Source organism: Paraburkholderia caffeinilytica (genome assembly GCF_003368325.1).
GTDB classification, from domain to species: Bacteria; Pseudomonadota; Gammaproteobacteria; order Burkholderiales; family Burkholderiaceae; genus Paraburkholderia; species Paraburkholderia caffeinilytica.
This window is the reverse complement of record NZ_CP031466.1, coordinates 2233574-2249632: the sequence shown is the minus strand read 5'-3', so window position 1 is coordinate 2249632 and position 16059 is coordinate 2233574. Positions and strand designations below refer to the sequence as shown.

At 62.3% G+C, this 16059-nt stretch carries 14 protein-coding genes; 10 read left to right on the top strand and 4 right to left on the bottom strand.

Annotated elements, in window-relative coordinates; genetic code table 11:
• Positions 1-28: 28 nt before the first annotated feature.
• The 4 genes from DSC91_RS09960 (at position 29) to DSC91_RS09945 (ending at position 4279) form a co-directional block, all read left to right on the top strand.
• Complete coding sequence (locus tag DSC91_RS09960) at positions 29-385, top strand: hypothetical protein (protein ID WP_115777966.1); 357 nt, start codon at positions 29-31, stop codon at positions 383-385.
• Positions 382-1815, top strand: coding sequence for a TolC family protein (locus tag DSC91_RS09955; RefSeq protein WP_115777965.1), 1434 nt, complete (start codon positions 382-384; stop codon positions 1813-1815). The genes DSC91_RS09960 and DSC91_RS09955 overlap by 4 nt, the downstream gene beginning before the upstream one ends.
• A gap of 1 nt (position 1816) precedes the next feature.
• On the top strand, positions 1817-3112 hold the full coding sequence (locus DSC91_RS09950; protein ID WP_115777964.1) for a copper oxidase: 1296 nt from the start codon (positions 1817-1819) through the stop codon (positions 3110-3112).
• A gap of 180 nt (positions 3113-3292) precedes the next feature.
• Positions 3293-4279: an O-fucosyltransferase family protein gene (locus DSC91_RS09945; RefSeq protein WP_115777963.1), complete on the top strand. Its 987-nt coding sequence runs from the start codon at positions 3293-3295 to the stop codon at positions 4277-4279.
• 155 nt (positions 4280-4434) lie between these two features.
• Here DSC91_RS09945 and DSC91_RS09940 read toward each other — a convergent pair whose 3' ends face one another.
• Complete coding sequence (locus tag DSC91_RS09940; protein WP_175171896.1) at positions 4435-4908, bottom strand: hypothetical protein; 474 nt, start codon at positions 4906-4908, stop codon at positions 4435-4437.
• 417 nt (positions 4909-5325) lie between these two features.
• Between DSC91_RS09940 and DSC91_RS09935 the strand changes: the two genes are divergently transcribed.
• From DSC91_RS09935 to DSC91_RS09920, 4 genes are all read left to right on the top strand, one after another.
• Positions 5326-5871, top strand: coding sequence for a fimbrial protein (locus DSC91_RS09935; RefSeq protein ID WP_115777962.1), 546 nt, complete (start codon positions 5326-5328; stop codon positions 5869-5871).
• A 108-nt stretch (positions 5872-5979) separates the two neighbouring features.
• Complete coding sequence (locus tag DSC91_RS09930; RefSeq protein WP_229758176.1) at positions 5980-6738, top strand: fimbrial biogenesis chaperone; 759 nt, start codon at positions 5980-5982, stop codon at positions 6736-6738.
• 2 nt (positions 6739-6740) lie between these two features.
• Positions 6741-9365, top strand: a complete 2625-nt coding sequence (locus DSC91_RS09925; RefSeq protein WP_115777960.1) for a fimbria/pilus outer membrane usher protein — start codon at positions 6741-6743, stop codon at positions 9363-9365.
• A 77-nt stretch (positions 9366-9442) separates the two neighbouring features.
• Positions 9443-10402, top strand: a complete 960-nt coding sequence (locus DSC91_RS09920) for a fimbrial protein (RefSeq protein WP_162831356.1) — start codon at positions 9443-9445, stop codon at positions 10400-10402.
• A gap of 125 nt (positions 10403-10527) precedes the next feature.
• Here the strand turns inward: DSC91_RS09920 and DSC91_RS09915 are convergent, their stop codons facing one another.
• On the bottom strand, positions 10528-11151 hold the full coding sequence (locus DSC91_RS09915; RefSeq protein WP_115777958.1) for an ABC transporter ATP-binding protein: 624 nt from the start codon (positions 11149-11151) through the stop codon (positions 10528-10530).
• 290 nt (positions 11152-11441) lie between these two features.
• On the opposite strand from DSC91_RS09915, the gene DSC91_RS09910 reads away from it, so the two are divergent.
• Entirely contained in the window at positions 11442-12752 is a 1311-nt protein-coding gene (locus tag DSC91_RS09910) for an MFS transporter (RefSeq protein ID WP_115777957.1), read from the top strand.
• On the opposite strand, the gene DSC91_RS09905 is transcribed toward DSC91_RS09910, so the two are convergent.
• Positions 12749-13804 (bottom strand): AraC family transcriptional regulator, encoded by a 1056-nt coding sequence (locus DSC91_RS09905; RefSeq protein ID WP_115777956.1) that lies wholly within the window; start codon positions 13802-13804, stop codon positions 12749-12751. The genes DSC91_RS09910 and DSC91_RS09905 overlap by 4 nt on opposite strands.
• Positions 13805-14096: 292 nt before the next feature.
• Here DSC91_RS09905 and DSC91_RS09900 point away from each other — a divergent pair, with 292 nt between their 5' ends.
• Entirely contained in the window at positions 14097-14381 is a 285-nt protein-coding gene (locus DSC91_RS09900) for a hypothetical protein (protein ID WP_115777955.1), read from the top strand.
• A gap of 392 nt (positions 14382-14773) precedes the next feature.
• Here DSC91_RS09900 and DSC91_RS09895 read toward each other — a convergent pair whose 3' ends face one another.
• Complete coding sequence (locus DSC91_RS09895) at positions 14774-15958, bottom strand: acyltransferase family protein (protein WP_115779779.1); 1185 nt, start codon at positions 15956-15958, stop codon at positions 14774-14776.
• Positions 15959-16059: the final 101 nt, after the last annotated feature.

Sequence of the window (16059 nt, the reverse complement as noted above, 5' to 3'; positions counted from 1 at the left end):
GTCAGGGTGGCATACGACGAGAAAATCAATGCGAACGTTTATTGCGGCGCTGCTCGGCGCGACGGCAGTATTGCCGTCGCTCGTGCACGCCACGTCCCCACATCCCGACCCGGCGGATGCCGCGGCGTCGGTTCCGCCGGTCAATGTGCCGTCGGCCTTTGCGGACTATCGGCCATACCGGGAGCAGAAGGCGCCCACCTGGCAAGCGCTCAATCGCGCGGTGGCGAGCCCATCGGGCATGCCCGGGATGAACCACGGTCAAATGCATTCCGGCGATGCCGGTGCGGATAAGGATGCCAACGCTGGTTTCAACCACGGTTCCAACGCCAACGCCGGCCCCAACCACGGCTCCCACGGCGCCCATCACGAGGGCCCGGCGAAATGACGCGGCATCTCTTTCCTGCCGGCAGCGTCATTGCCGCGATCGCCGTGGCGGTGTTCTTTACCGGTTGCACGACCTTTTCGAAAGACGGCGGCTTCGACACCGTGTCCACTACAGCATCGCAGCGGCTTGGCAAAGACGCCGTGCTGGTGAAGACGGATGAAGACCGAAACGCCGTCGCCAAACGTACCCAGGAACTGCTGTCCCAACCGCTCGGCATGGACGACGCGATCCAGATCGCGTTGCTGAACAACCGCGGATTGCAGGCCTCGTATAGCGAACTCGGCATTGCCGAGTCGGATCTGGTGCAGGCGGGACGGCTGCCCAATCCCGGCTTCACATTCAGCCGCACGCACGGCGGCAACGATCTGAGCATCAGCCGTACGTTTACGCTCGGCTTGTTGAACGTGCTGACGCTGCCGTTGGCGACACGCATCGAGGGGCGCCGTTTCGAGCAGACCCGGCTGCTCGCGGCGGACGCCATGCTCAAGGTCGCCGCCGACACCCGGCGCGCCTATATCGGCGCGGTCGCCGCGAAGCAGTCCGCCGCCTACGCCGGGCAGGTGACGGACTCAGCTGAAGCCAGCGCCGAACTTGCGTTGCGCATGCAGCAAGCCGGCAACTTCAGCAAGCTCGACTATGCGCGTGAGCAGGCCTTCTATGCGGAAGCCGTGGCGCAACGGGCGAAAGCGCGGCAGCAGTCGGTAGCCGCGCGGGAAAAGCTCACTCGCACAATGGGGCTGTGGGGTTCGCAAGCGCAGTACGACCTTCCCGAGCGTTTGCCCGACCTGCCTGCAACAAGGCCCGAATTGCAGGACCTCGAGCGCTTCGCGATGCAGAACCGCCTGGACATCCAGGCAGCACAACTTCAGACACAGAGCGTTGCAAGCTCACTGGGCCTAAGCCAGGCAACACGATTCATCAATGCGCTGGATGTCGGGTATCAGAACAATTTCACGACCTCCGACGGCCGCGAGCAGGGTTACGAGATCAGCGTCGAGATTCCGATTTTCGATTGGGGCGCGTCGAAAGTGGCCCGTGCCGAAGCGATCTATCTGCAGTCGGCGAACCGCGTGGCCGAAACCGCGATCAACGCGCGCTCGGAGGTTCGGGAATCGTACTCGGCCTATGTGACCGACTACGACGTTGCAAAGCACTATCGCGACGAAGTCGTGCCGATCCGCAAGACCATATCGGACGAACTGCTGCTTCGCTATAACGGCATGCTCGCGAGCGTGTTCGAACTGCTCGCCGATTCGCGCGACCAGATCGGCGCGGTGAACAGCGCGATCGACGCGCTCAAGGACTACTGGCTCGCGGAAACCGACCTGCAACAGGCGCTCGGCGGCCGTCTGCCGCCGCTTGCGATGGCCTCGGCGCCATTCACATCCACGGCGCCGCAAGCGTCATCCACAGATTCTGAAGGTCAATGACATGGTGTCTCGTCGAAATTTTCTGGGCGGCTCTGGGGCCGCGTTGTTGGGGGCGGCGCTCGTCAGCAAGGCCGGCGCCGCGTCATTGCCTGAGGCGCCCACGATGGCCGGGGCCACGATGCAAAGGCCGCTCGCGCCGCCAAACGGCCGGCCGTATACACCCGTCGCCACACTGAACGGCTGGTCGCTGCCCTGGCGTATGAAGAACGGCTGGAAGGAGTTTCATCTGATTGCCGAGCCGGTGGTGCGAGAACTGGCGCCAGGCATGAGTGCGAACCTGTGGGGCTACAACGGCCAGGCGCCGGGGCCGACTATCGAGGCAGTCGTTGGCGACAAGGTGCGCATCTTCGTGACCAACAAACTGCCCGAGCACACCACGGTTCATTGGCACGGCATGCTCCTGCCCTGCGGCATGGATGGCGTCGGCGGTCTCACGCAGCCGCACATTCCGCCGGGCAAGACCTTTGTCTACGAGTTTCAGCTGGAGGAACACGGCACCTTCATGTATCACCCGCACTCGGACGAGATGGTCCAGATGGCCATGGGCATGATGGGGACGTTCATTGTTCACCCGAAAGATCCGGGCGTCATGCAGGTGGATCGCGACTTCGTGTTCATCATGTCCGCGTACGACATCGACCCAGGCAGTTTCACGCCACGCGTGAACGAGATGACCGACTTCAACTTGTGGACGTGGAATGCGCGCGTCTTTCCGGGCATCGATTCCTTGCCGGTACGCGCCGGCGATCGGGTGCGCATTCGCGTCGGCAATCTGACGATGACCAATCATCCGATCCATCTGCACGGCTATCGCTTCGAAGTGGTGGGGACGGACGGCGGATGGATTCCGCCTTCCGCCCGCTGGCCCGAGGTGACGGCGGACGTCGCCGTCGGCCAGATGCGCGCCATCGAGTTCACGGCGGACCGTCCGGGCGACTGGGCGTTTCATTGCCACAAGTCCCATCACACCATGAACGCGATGGGCCATCAGGTACCGAACCTGATCGGTGTGCCGCAGAAGGACCTCGCGAAGCGCATCAACAAGCTGGTGCCCGAGTACATGGCCATGGGCAGCACAGGCGGTTCGATGGGCGGGATGGAGATGCCGCTGCCCGACAATACGCTGCCGATGATGACCGGCACGGGACCGTTCGGCGCGCTGGAAATGGGCGGCATGTTCACTGTCGTGAAAGTGCGGGAGGGGTTGGGACGCGACGACTACCGCGATCCGGGGTGGTTCAGGCATCCCAGGGGGACGGTGGCCTATGAGTACACAGGGGAGATGCCGCAGGGTTGAGCCGGCGACGCGGCGCGCCTATCCAGGGAAAACCTTACCGGTCCTTTGTACGTTAGCTCACCAAGACCAGCCAAACTTTACGTGGCCACGCTTTTGAGATGTTATGCTGACGCGTCCCTTCCGTCGCAGCAGACAGGTCCGTGCCATTTTAAAAAATACCTGATTAATTAGGAGTCAGGCATGTTGAGAAAGGTGGTCGATCGGGCGAAACAAATCCGACGCAGTGAGGGATTCAAGCATTCCGTGGCCATGCCGCGCCGGATTTCACTCCATGCTACCCAGCGTTTGAACAGGGGAATCTTCTCCATCGAAATCCAGGAGAACTCCGGTTTTTTCTCCGTGATGCAGATGGTCCTGTTTATTCTGATGTATTGCGATGAAAAATCTCTCACGCCATGCATTAGCGCACGCGGCGGCCTGTATGGCGACGCAGAGGGGAAGCTGGACTGGTTCTCGGCGTTCTTCGAGTCCGTGCACACGCCTCCCGGAGCCGCGATCACGCAAAAAGTGAGGACGTCGACAGTTCGCGATCTTGTCCAGCTGGGCTTTCGTCAGCGCTATGAAGCCCGGCTTCGGCTTGGAAGCGCCAGCGAACTCTTCTTCGCGCACTATCGTCCGGCCGCGCATATCGTCGAAGAAGTCGACGCGATCTGCGGGAGGCTCGGGCTCGGCACGTCGACCCTTGGCGCGCATTTCAGAGGAAGCGACAAGACGCTGGAAGCCGTCCCGGTTTCATGGGGAAGCTTTTGCCGGCAGGTGGAATCCACGCTCGCGGATAACCCGCACCTGACCGATATTTTCGTCTCGAGCGACGAACAGGCGTTTATCGATTATTTTGTCGCCTGGCCGTTCAGCAAGCCGGTCAGGGTCGCACCGGCAAAATACCTCGCCTGTGGCAGCACGCCCGTTCACTTTAGCGGCTACCCGGGACTTGAAATCGGCCGCGAGGCGCTGGTTTCCAGTCTGCTCCTGGCCAATTGCGGGTTTCTCGTGAAGACACCGTCCTATCTGTCCGCATGGTCGAAGATATTCAATCCCGCCCTTCCGGTGAGGCTCGTCTCGCCGCCGCGCCCGGACGCATTCTGGTTTCCCGATAGCCGGCTCTGGCTCGAACAGGCTGCGCACGACAAAGCGGCAGAGGCGACGCAAGCGGTGCAAGCAGCATAAGCGGCATACGTGGCATACGCGGCATAAGCGGCATAAGCGGCATACGCGGCTCAATTGGTTCAATTGGTTCAATTGGCATGGGGGCGCTTAAGCCGCCTGCGTGGTGGCCGTTTTCAAACAGCAGGCTTCGCTGCGCGCCCAGAGGCGGTCCGTGACTACTGCCCTGTATAACCCACGGGTGCCGTGTACTTGCCCTGGATCGCATTCGTGTTCGCCAGCGCGATATAAATCGGCGACTCGGTCAGTGTGAGATTCGCGACGCCGTTTGTGTAGCTCGCCGAGCTTGCATTACCCATCATGTCGATGACGCTTACGTTGCCGTTCGTGCCGGTCGAGTTCACGGTCAAGGCATAGCTGGTGCTATAAGTCGAACTGTAAGTCCCCGATGACGTTGGCCAGCTCGCATTGTTGTGCGTCCATAGCGCCACGATCACCGCCCCCGCGTTCAGTTGCTGGAATGTATAGCCATACACCATCGACGGTAGCCTGTTGACGCGCCCGAGCGTTTGCGTGCCGTCTATGACGCGCGTCAGCGCGGCGAACGCGAGTGCTTCTGGTTTGGGACTCAGATTAGTCGCGCCATATTGCCCCTGCGGATCGGCGAGATCGAAGAACGTGCCGATGCCCACGTCAGCGGGTAGTCCGGGCCGTAGAAGAAGTAGGTGACCTGCGCACCCTCGCCGATATTAAGTCGAATTGACGTTCCAATAACGAACAACAAAAAGCTCCTTCCAGAAAAATCGACTTGAGCCCATTCAATAAACGTAGATTTTGCTCGATACAGCGCTATTCGTATGAATAAACCCGCTCGAGTAGGCGAGATTTTTAAACGCGAAGCGGTCGCGTAAGTCGCTCTTATTTCCAGAAAACGTTCGTTTTGACACTGCTTCAAACTTCCCCCATTCCGCTTGACACTGCTTGACTGTCCCTTTTGAGCATCGTCCCGATAATTGCCACCGGCGCGGTCGGTTTGAGCGCAACGCCATTGCTGAACCCGCCACACACGGTCTTTCAATACGACGCATTACTTATCAATGGGGATAACCATGAAATTCACGCGCTCAGGCATTCTTGCTACGGCGATTGCTGTGGCAGCCGTCATGCCGGCCGCTTCGCAGGCAGCGGACGGCACCATCACGTTCACCGGTCAGATCACCAGCCAGACCTGCACGATCAGCGGTAACGGCGGCGGCAAGAACTTCACCGTCACGCTGCCGACTGTCTCGACCTCCGCGCTGGCCACTGCCGGCACGACCGCGGGCCGCACGCCGTTCAACATCGCACTGTCGAACTGCACGCCGAACTCAGGCAACGTGTCGACCTATTTTGAACCGGGCGCCACGGTCGATACGACCACCGGGCAGTTGATCAACGCTTCGGGCACGGCGACCAACGTCGAAATCGGCCTGCTCAACGGCGACAGCAGTGTCATCACGCTGGGCGCCGCCCAGGCTTCGCAAAACTCGAAGGCCGTCGCGCTGGCAAGCGGTGCGGCCACGCTCAAGTACTTTGCGCAATACGTGGCGACCAATGGCGCGTCGACGGCGGGTACCGTCAATACGACCGTCCTGTATTCGATCGTCTACCAGTAAAGAACAAGACGCTACGGGGCGGTAGCCGGCGCCCGGGAGAGGCGCCGGCTGTCGAGGAGATCAGAGTGAACCACGAGTTCGCCACACAATCAGGATAACGAAATGGCAATGCGAAAAAAATTATCAAGGGCGATGACGGTTTTCGCATTGTCATGGTTGGCGAGCGGCGCGCATGCGGGTGTGGTGATCAGCGGGACGCGCGTGATCTATCAGGCAACGGAGCGCGAAGTAACCGTCAAACTCAGTAACGAAGGCGACGCGCCGGCACTCGTGCAGGTGTGGCTCGATACGGGCAACCCGAACGCGATGCCGGACGAATCGAAGGTGCCGTTCACCCTGTCGCCGCCGCTTTTTCGTCTCGATCCGAAAAAAGGGCAGAGCCTGCGGCTGATCTACACGCAGGAACCCTTGCCGCGAGACAAGGAGTCGCTGTTCTGGCTCAACGTGCTTGAAGTGCCGCCGCGTGCGGCCGCGAGCGCCACGGCGGACGATCCGAATTCGCTGCAGTTGGCGTTCCGCTCGCGCATCAAGCTGTTCTTCCGTCCGGCGGGGCTGCCGGACAATGCGGACGAAGCAGCCGCGAAAGTCAGCTGGAAATTCGTGCGCAAGGACAACGGCGCCTACGCGCTCGAAGCGACCAATCCGACGCCTTATCACGTGACGTTCAGCAAGATCGTCGCCCGTGAGAGCACGACGAGCTGGACCAGCGACAAGGGCGGCATGGTCGACCCGGGCGCGAGCGCGGACTTCGACGTCGGCAACGTTGCGCCGCTTGCCATCGTGCCGGCGCAAGTCGACTACACGTTCATCAACGATTACGGCGCGGGCGTCAACGGCACAATGCTGCGCGACGGGACCCGCAAGTAATCATGCGCACCCGGGAATATTCTTCGCGGCCGCGAGCCGGAACCTGGTTCGCGCTCAGGCGCAGCCATGCGGTGATGCTCGGCGCGCTGGCCGCCTGGGGGGCGACGCCCGCGTTCGCCGAATCCACGATGCTCGCCGACGTGCAGTTCAACAGCGAGTTTCTGATGAAACCGAAGGGCCAAAGCGTCGACGTGTCGCGTTTCGCGCGTGGCAATCCCGTGCAACCCGGCGAGTACACGGTCGATCTCTACGTGAACGGAAACTGGGTCGGTCACGACACGCTGCGTTTCGCGGCACGTGAAGGTGCGGGGAACGCCGTGCCGTGTTTCAGCAAGGCGCTGATCGAGCGCCTCGGTCTGGACTATTCGACACTGTCGGACAAGGGCCGAGCCGAACTCGCGAAAGCCCAGGCGGGGGAGTGCGCGAACCTCGCCGATCTAGTAGACGGTGCGTCGCAAGCTTTCGACCTGTCCGATCTGCGGCTCGATCTGAGCATTCCGCAGGCGGCGCTGCTGCGCAATCCGCAGGGCTATGTGAGCTCCGAGTTCTGGGACGAAGGCGTGACTTCGGCCACCTTGGGCTACAACCTGAATTCGTTTCGCGTGACGGGTTCGGGCTCCGCGGGGTCGTCAAATACACAGACCTATCTCGGCCTCAACAGTGGCGTCAATGTCGGCAGTTGGCACTTCCGGCAGAATTCCGCGCTGACGTGGCAGTCGAACGGACCGCGTACGTATCAGAACATCGCGACCTACGTGCAGCACGATCTGCCGTCGATTCGCAGCCAGTTGACGCTCGGCGATGCTTTTACGGATGGCGCCGTGTTCGACAGCATCGGCATTCGCGGCGTCGAACTTGCGAGCGACGACCGCATGTTGCCGGACTCGCTGCGCGGCTATGCACCGCTGATTCGTGGCATAGCGCTGACCAATGCGCGCGTGAGCGTCACGCAGAACGGCAACAAGCTGTACGAGACGACCGTCGCACCGGGCGCATTCGAGATCAACGATCTGTACGCCACCGGCTACGGCGGCAACCTGCTCGTCACGGTCACGGAGGCCGACGGCAGTCAGCACAGTTTCTCGGTGCCCTATGCGTCGGTCGCGCAACTGCTGCGGCCGGGCATCACGCGTTTCAATGTGGCTGCGGGCCAGCTTCGCGATGCGCAGGTCAACCAGCATGACAACCTTCTTCAGGGAACGGTTCAGCATGGTTTCAACAACGTCATCACCGGCTACGCGGGGACGATCGTTGCGGACGGCTATCTCGCGGGGCTGCTCGGCGCGGCGGTCAACACGCCGTTGGGCGCGGTCGCATTGGACGTGACCGAGGCACGCGCCAACATTCGCGGCGTGACCAACACCACCGGCCAGAGCGTGCGGATCAGCTATAGCAAGCTGGTGCCGGCCACCAATACGAATTTCACGGTTGCCGCTTATCGCTATTCGTCGAGCGGCTTTTGGGCGTTGCGCGACGCCATGCTGGCGCGCAACGCGGTTGCCGGGGGACAGGACCCGAGCGCGGTCGACCGCCAGCGCAATCAGATCCAACTGACGATGAATCAGACCTTCGGCAACGGCTGGGGCAATGCCTATGTGGTCGGCTCCACGCTCGACTACTGGAATCGCGGCGGCACCACCACGCAATTCCAGATCGGTTACAACAACGTGCTGCGCGCGCTCGGCACCAACTTCAGCTACAACGTGTCGTTGTCGAGACAGCGTGACGGTCTGACCGGGCAGATGAATAACCAGCTCTTCGCGAGTGTTTCGATTCCGCTCGGCGCCGGCCAGCATGCGCCAACCCTGTCGACCAGCTTCACGCATAGCAATCAGAGCGGTTCGTCCGGGCAGGCGATGCTGAACGGCTCGGCGGGCGTGGACAACGAATTCACCTATGGCGTGACGGCGAACCATGCACCGGGCTCGAGTACCGGCGGCGTGAACGCCCAGTACCGCAGTCCGTACGCGACGCTGGCGGCGAGCGCAAGCGGTGGCTCCGGCTACTCGCAAGTGTCGGCGGGTGTGACCGGCGCGATCGTCGCGCATCCGGGTGGCGTGAGCTTCGCCAACGATCTGGGCGACACGATCGGAGTGGTCGAGGCGAAAGACGCGAAGGGTGCCCGCATCACTAATTCGTCCGGCGTGCGTGTCGACAGCTTAGGTTATGCGGTGATTCCGTATCTGACGCCGTACAGCCTGAACACGGTCGAAATCGATCCGAAGGGAATCCCGCTCGACGTCGAATTCAAGTCGACCAGCCAGCAGGTGGCGCCACGTGCCAACTCGGTGGTGATGATTCACTTCGGCACGGTGACCGGCAGGGCGGCGGTGATCTCGGCACGCTTGCCGAACGGCGCGCCGTTGCCATTCGGCGCGACGGTCTACGACGCGAAGGGGCAGAGTGTCGGCGCGATCGGTCAGAACAGCCGGATCTTCGTGCGCGGCGTGGCCGACGGGGGCGCGCTTACCGTGAAGTGGGGCGATGCCGCGGATGAACGGTGTGCCTTCGGTTATCAGTTGCCGCCGAAGCGCGAGGATCGCGGCGCGTACGCGCATATCGATGCCGTGTGCGGCGCGGCGAACCAGGAAGCGGCGAGCGCGGCCGCTGGAGGAAATGCGCAATGAAGATAGCTCTATTTTTCAGAGCCGTACGAGAATGCTTCGGCATCCTGATGCTATTCGCTACAGGATGTGCCGGCCTGATGGCCAGCGCACCCGCTCGCGCAGCGTTGCAATGCACGATTACCGGCTCGGCGGCGATCAGCTTCGGCACGCTCACCGTGCCGCGCGACACACCGGTCGGCACGGCAATTGGGCCGGTGCAGTCTTCGACCGTGTCGGTCAACTGCCCGTCGAATCCCGGCACGGTGCCGCCGTACAACAACGGCTGGTATATCCAGTACTATCCGCAACTGACGGGCAGCCCGGTTGCGGGCGTGTGGAATACGGGAATCGCCGGCATCGGCATCAAGGTTGTAGACGTTACGTATGGCAACAAGACGCTGTCTACGCTGAATGTCGGCGGTTGGGGGGATTTCGGCGCACCGATCACGACGACGGCTGCGTTCCAGGGCAGCTTCACGTTCACCTATCAGCTGGTCAAGACCGCCGCGCAGGTGACGACGGGTGGCGCTGTGAACATCCCGCAGTTGTTCACCCTGGTCAGCCACAATATTCCGGTGAACGTAACGTCGCCGGCCCTGGTGACGATTTCGGTCAACAACACGTCGATCGTTGCGACCACCTGCACGGTCACCACGCCATCGGTTAGCGTCACGCTGCCAACCGTCAATGCGAGTGCATTGAGCCCCGTCGGCACGACAGTCGGCAACACGAATCTCAGCATCGGACTCTCGTGCCAGGCCGGCGCGAATGTCTACGTGACGCTGACCGACGCGACCACGCCCGGCAATACGACCAGCAATCTGACGCTTGCGAGCGGGTCGACCGCGACCGGTGTCTCGTTACGCGTGCTCAATAGTGGTGGAACGGCAGTCAGCTACGGGCCGGATTCGGCGGTGGCGGGCAATCCGAATCAGTGGCTGGTCGGTGCCTCGGCAAGCACGACTCGCATTCCGTTGACCGCGCAATACATCTCGACCGGCACGGTGGGGCCGGGCACGGTGAAGGGTCTCGCCACTTTCACGATGAGCTATCAGTGACGCCCGAAGGCACGGCGTGTTGACTTGCCTAAGCGTCTAAGCGTCTAAGCGCCTGAGTGCCTGAGTGCCTGAGTGCCTGAGTGCCTGAGTGCCTGAGTGCCTAAGCGCACAAGCGCACAAGCGTTCTAGCCGCGCATCCCCAAGTCCGCAAAACCGACGGTTTTCGCTTCGCATGCTTGCGTAAAAGCCGCGTCGTAGCTCGAGAAAAAGACCGTGCGGGTTTCGGCCAGCGTTTTAAACAGCTCGACCAGAACCCCGCGCGCCGAGGCGTCGAGTCCGCCGGCCGGTTCATCCGCGATCACCACTTTGGTCTCACCGAGTACAGCTCCCGTCAGAAAAATTTTCTTGCGCGTGCCAAACGACATCTGTTCGAAGCGCTTGTCGAGATGCGGGTCGAGTCCGAAGCGGTGCGCCAGATCGAGCGCGTGGCTGCCGACGGTTGTCTTTCTCTCCGACGCCACGCGCGCCAGATACTCACGGCCTGTCTGCTCCGGATAGGTCATGCAATCTTCGGGCACATACGTGAGCACGGATTTCGCCTCGTGCGGCGCGGTGCGTAGTGAATGGCCGCCAAGCCATACGTCTCCGGCGTCGGGCTCGATCGTGCCGGCGAGGATGCCCAGCAACGTCGATTTGCCGCTGCCGGATTCATCGTTGAGCGCCACGCATCCCGCCGCCGTGTCGTAGTGCAGCCCCTGAAAGATGATGCGTTCGCTATAGCGTTTGCTGAGGTTCTCGAATCGAAGCATGACGTGCAGTGTGTGTCAGCCGAAGAATGTGCCGCGCGACGCTCGCGGGATTGCGCTCAGCACGGTGCCGGGTGGCGAGGATTCTTCGGAAAGTGAGCGGTGTGCAAGTGTAGCAGCGCGCTCACACGCTTTCCTCGCATCCGGCAATGACACCACCCGCTGGTCACGTAAGCGCGAACATTGCGTGCGCAGTGTAAAGTTGCGTCTCTGTGCGCCGTTAAAGAAAATAGCTTCACTGCCATTCTGCCCATCTCCTGAATATCTCGACGCTCCCCCGTCGAGCGCAATCCATGCAAACTGCTGCCCGCAAAGCGGCCCAACCGTCCCGCGCCGAACTCCGGCGACTCGTTACGGCAATTGTTATCGGCAACGGCTTCGTGGCGTACGACTTCACCGTCTACAGCTTTTCCGCAGTCATCATCGGCAATCTGTTCTTTCCATCGAGCAATCCCGCGTCGTCGCTGCTGCTCTCGCTCGGCACCTTTGGCGCGGGCTTCGTGATGCGTCCGCTCGGCGCGCTCATGATCGGCCACATCGCCGACAGCCGCGGCCGCAAAGCCGGCCTCACGGTATCGCTCACGCTGATGACCCTTGGCACGTGGCTGATTGCGTGCCTGCCGGGCTATGCGTCGATCGGTCCTGCCGCGACGGTGTTGATGGTGCTCGCGCGCCTGATGCAGGGACTCGCCGCGGGCGGTGAAATCGGGCCGGCGTCGGCCTCGCTGATGGAATCGGTTGCCTACCGGCACCGCTGCTTCATGGTGAGCTGGCGCGGCGCGAGCCAGGGCGCGGCCGCCTTCGCCGCCGCGCTGGTCGGGGCAGGCACGACGGCGCTGCTGTCGCCCGCCGCCATGCATGACTGGGGATGGCGCATTCCGTTCGTGCTGGGCGGGCTGATCGGACCGGTCGGCTGGTATTTGCGTCGCCGGATGCCGGCGGGCGAGCCGCTGCAGCGTGCGCGACTCAGCCCGAGGCGCATCTTCATGGAGCACCCGCGTCCCTTCGTCTGCGGTCTCCTGATGATGGCGGCGCCTTCGGTGGGCATCTACGTCACGGTTTTCTATATGCCGGCTTACCTGGTTCGTACGCTGCATCGGCCGGCTGCAATCAGCCTTTTGACGGCCTGCCTGTCGGGCCTCGTGATCCTGGTGGTGACGCCGCTCGTGGCGCGCGCGGCCGACCGTTTCGCGAGCCGCAAGACGTTGCAGTACGCGGCACTCGTGGCGTCGCTGGCGGCTGCGTGGCCGGCATTCTGGGCGCTGACCCACGGCGTGGGCGACGTCGCCGCGCTCGTCGTCATCACGGGATATGTGGCGCTTGCGGTCAACAATGCCGGCCCGAGTTCGGTGCTGATGATGGAGGCGTTTCCGGCGCATCGGCGCGCGGCCGGACTTGCGGTGATTTACAGCCTGGGCGTTGTTCTGTTCGGCGGATTTTCGCCGTTCCTCGTAACGTGGCTGATCAACCGGACGGGCGATCCGATGGTCCCGGCGTGGTATCTGATAGCCGCGACCCTGGTGACGCTGGCCGCGTTGAAGGCATTTCCCGAGGCAGAGGCGCCCGCTGCGTGCCTTGCCGGTGCTTCGCAGCCGCCGGCTTAAACGCTCGCCCAGCGCTCTCTCGCACCGCGGTGCTGCAGGTCCAAAGCGCGCGCCCGCATATCCTGCGGACTCATGTCGAAGGCGCGGCGAAACGCGCGAGTGAAATCGGACGCGCTCTGGAAACCGAGTCCGTAGGCGATTTCCGTCACCTGAAGATGCGGGAAACGGACCAGTTCGTCCGCCGCTTCCCGTAACCGGCGATTGCGGATATAGGCGCCGAGCCCGCCGTCGTGCTCGAACCAGCGATAGATGGTGGCGCGTTTCAGCTGCAACGCCTGAACTACGCTGGTCGGCGTGAGGTCGCTCTGGTGCAGGTTGGCTTCGACGTAGCGGCGCACCTGGCCCATTACGGCAGCCTGCATCGCCGCCCGGCTCGCGCCCGTCAGCCGCGTCTCCTTGCGGAAGGCGGCGATCAGCAGTTGCGCGCCGGCATGCAATGCCTCCGCCGCGCTGACTGGATCGAGCTTGGGGATTTCCCGGGCGACTGCCGCCAGATGGTCCAGCACGAGGCCGGTCAGCGGCGCACCCTGTTGGACGACGCGGCCGTGAATCGCTGTGGCGTCGCGCAGTTCCTCGTCCACGATCGAGGACGGTACGAACAGGCTCAGAAGCCGGCATTCGGGCCGCTCGGCGCGAAACGGCTGGTTCAGGTCGAACGCAACGATGCCCCGCACCGAGCCCGGCGCGCTGCGTTTCTTGCGCATGCCTGTCACGTGGCCGACTTCGCCTTCCACGAACAGTTGAAAGACGTAGTCGCGCCGCGAGTCTGTGGATACGCGCGCGACCGACCGTTCCAGCAGCATCGCGTCCGTGCTGCAGTCCGTAAACACCATGCCGCCGACGGCATAAAGATCGATCTCGCCGCGAAACCCGCTGACGATCCGCTCCTTCGACGGCGGCGCGTCGACCACATGCCCCACACGCTGGCGCCACGCCAGAAATTGCTCGTTGGTTGCGAACGCGTTCGTGCTGAAGCGGCTCGTGGAAATGACGGAGCGCGATTCGGCTGCGGCTGCAGCGGCCAGGTGTGGCGGCAAGGTGCGCTGATTCATGGATCGGTTGCTGCGAACGAAGAATGCGGTTCTGGTGGTGTGGCGGCGGTAACCGACTATTTAACACACCGTCGCCCGGAACTGAGACGGATGGACAAGCCTAACAAAAATCCTGCGGTATCGTCGGATGATTAGATGCAGATCGCTTTCATCGGCGGCGCCGTCCATCCGGTTATAACAGGGCCCGCTCTGGAATCGCAACTGCGCACAAAAACAGCGCCGATCGGTAATCGCGGCGCAATGGGCGCAAGGCTCGGTTTTTGCGGTTGGCCAATTGACGGGGTATCGAAAGATGAGCGGCACGAACAGGCAACCTACTGCCCAGCGAGGCGGGCGGCGTCCGGCCAGTCTGGTGGATGGCCAGTTGGAGCATCTTGAGAACATGGTTCAGTACGTGACGCGTGGGGACGCGGTTGGCGTGTTGGTCCCGCTAGATCACGAGTACTGGGAAAAGCGTATTCGCGCGCTGGAAGAGACGCACGAGTTGATTGCCAGCCAGCGCAAACGTCTCATCAAGCTTCTCGACCGGCTCGGGAGCTACGCGCAGATGAAGCTGAGGCGGCGTACCGCTGCCTGAGTTCGGATCTTTTGTAGGGAAGGGTTGCGAGGATCGGGGGTAGTGGCGGGAGAGCAGACCGGTGCCACAAGGTGCCGGCAATAAAAAAGAAGGACCTGAGAGGGCGGCAATGATGCGGATGGGCTCAAAGAGGTTCGCCGCTCAGCTGTGAAACCGTTGGGCAGCTTGTCCATCGGAGGTTTGGGGGGCAACAGGCACCTCCGGACTTGGCCGAGCGACCGGCCGGGGATGGCCACGAAAGTGTCGTCCTCGCCGGGCGCTCGCTCGGGCGGTTGGGTAGTCGGACCGCGACAGTTCTCGAGTGAATTGCCATGACAGCCGGCCAGGTGAGGCCGCATGATACCGCGCCCTTACTCAAGCCGCATGAAGGCAGAACGTAATGCGCGGTCCCTTCAAACGGCGTCTGAAGCGGTGCTTTCATCTCTCAACGCACGCCCGTTGCGGGCGGCGAAGGTAGCGGTCGTTTGCGCGGCCATTGGACTTGCAATGTCCACCGGCGCGCGCCGCGTTTTCAAGCGGAGAATCGGTGCTTCGATCAACCGCCAGGACAGCACGGCCAACGTCAGCGAAATCAGGAGCGACGCGACAATTCCGGCGACATGCGCCCACAGCGGCACGGTGCCGCCGAAGAATGCCGTGGCGCGGTGGTTGCGGGTCAGGTCGGGAATCAGATTGTGATAGAGATAAAAGCCGTAGCTGATACGCCCGAAGTTCACCAGCCAGCCGGTCTCGAGCAGGCCGATCGCGGTCGCGTTGCGGCAGCACGCAATCGAACACACCAGCGCCGCGACAGAGAGGCCATACAAGGCGCTGACCATCGTGAAGGCAAGCGAACTGTCCAACTGACTCCACACGGGCTCGGCCGCACAGAACGCCACGACGAAAACGCCCAGCGCGAACAGCGTCCCGCCATGCCCAAGTGCGATTCGCAAGCGGCTTTCTTTCCCGGCGATCATCAGGCCGCCCATCCCGCCCAAGGCCAGCAGCCAGAAGTTGGTCAGCGGATGCGTATAGATCGTGATTTCCTGCCACTGTGCCGCGCGCATCGCCAGCAGCGAAACCAGTCCCACGGCGACGATCGCAAGACACACCGTGCGATGCCGCCGCACCGCAACCAGCAACAATAGCGGCGCGAACACGAGATAAAACTGCTCTTCGATCGCGAGACTCCAGAGATGCGAGTAACGTCCCGGCCAGTAATGCAGCACAGAGCCGATCCAGACATTCGAGAGATACGCGAAATGAAACGGCATGCCGCTCGCCAGCTCGGGGCTCGCTATCCCGAGCGCCATCAGCACGCACATCACCACCAGCATCAGGTAGTAAATCGGGAAAATGCGCAACGTGCGGCGAAACAGAAAGCGCTTTAGTTCCACACCAAACCGGCTGCCGTTTCTTTCGATGCGCGCGCGTTGAGCGGACAAAATACCGATAATCAGAAAGCCGCTCAGTGCGAAGAATATCCACACGCCAAGGTGGCCAATCTCACCGACGTCTCCGAATAAACGGTGTTGAAAAAAAACCATCAGGACTGCAATCGCGCGCAATCCGTCGAAGCCGGCAATCCTGTTGTTCATGTGATTGTCTTCCAGTGCAAAGGCGGCGCGCGAGGCGCTGCCGTTCGGGACGAGAGTGGAAGGACCGGAGTGCATCGGTGACGGCACGGCCAGCAACGGCA

Excerpts from the sequence above, each read along its gene's own strand:
- DSC91_RS09930 (WP_229758176.1), top strand. The coding sequence starts at position 5,980 with ATGCGAAAAAAATTATCAAGGGCGATGACGGTTTTCGCATTGTCATGG.
- DSC91_RS09945 (WP_115777963.1), top strand. The coding sequence starts at position 3,293 with ATGTTGAGAAAGGTGGTCGATCGGGCGAAACAAATCCGACGCAGTGAG.
- DSC91_RS09915 (WP_115777958.1), bottom strand. The coding sequence starts at position 11,151 with ATGCTTCGATTCGAGAACCTCAGCAAACGCTATAGCGAACGCATCATC.
- DSC91_RS09895 (WP_115779779.1), bottom strand. The coding sequence starts at position 15,958 with ATGAACAACAGGATTGCCGGCTTCGACGGATTGCGCGCGATTGCAGTC.
- DSC91_RS09920 (WP_162831356.1), top strand. The coding sequence starts at position 9,443 with ATGGCCAGCGCACCCGCTCGCGCAGCGTTGCAATGCACGATTACCGGC.
- DSC91_RS09950 (WP_115777964.1), top strand. The coding sequence starts at position 1,817 with ATGGTGTCTCGTCGAAATTTTCTGGGCGGCTCTGGGGCCGCGTTGTTG.
- DSC91_RS09900 (WP_115777955.1), top strand. The coding sequence starts at position 14,097 with ATGAGCGGCACGAACAGGCAACCTACTGCCCAGCGAGGCGGGCGGCGT.
- DSC91_RS09925 (WP_115777960.1), top strand. The coding sequence starts at position 6,741 with ATGCGCACCCGGGAATATTCTTCGCGGCCGCGAGCCGGAACCTGGTTC.
- DSC91_RS09905 (WP_115777956.1), bottom strand. The coding sequence starts at position 13,804 with ATGAATCAGCGCACCTTGCCGCCACACCTGGCCGCTGCAGCCGCAGCC.
- DSC91_RS09935 (WP_115777962.1), top strand. The coding sequence starts at position 5,326 with ATGAAATTCACGCGCTCAGGCATTCTTGCTACGGCGATTGCTGTGGCA.
- DSC91_RS09910 (WP_115777957.1), top strand. The coding sequence starts at position 11,442 with ATGCAAACTGCTGCCCGCAAAGCGGCCCAACCGTCCCGCGCCGAACTC.
- DSC91_RS09955 (WP_115777965.1), top strand. The coding sequence starts at position 382 with ATGACGCGGCATCTCTTTCCTGCCGGCAGCGTCATTGCCGCGATCGCC.
- DSC91_RS09960 (WP_115777966.1), top strand. The coding sequence starts at position 29 with ATGCGAACGTTTATTGCGGCGCTGCTCGGCGCGACGGCAGTATTGCCG.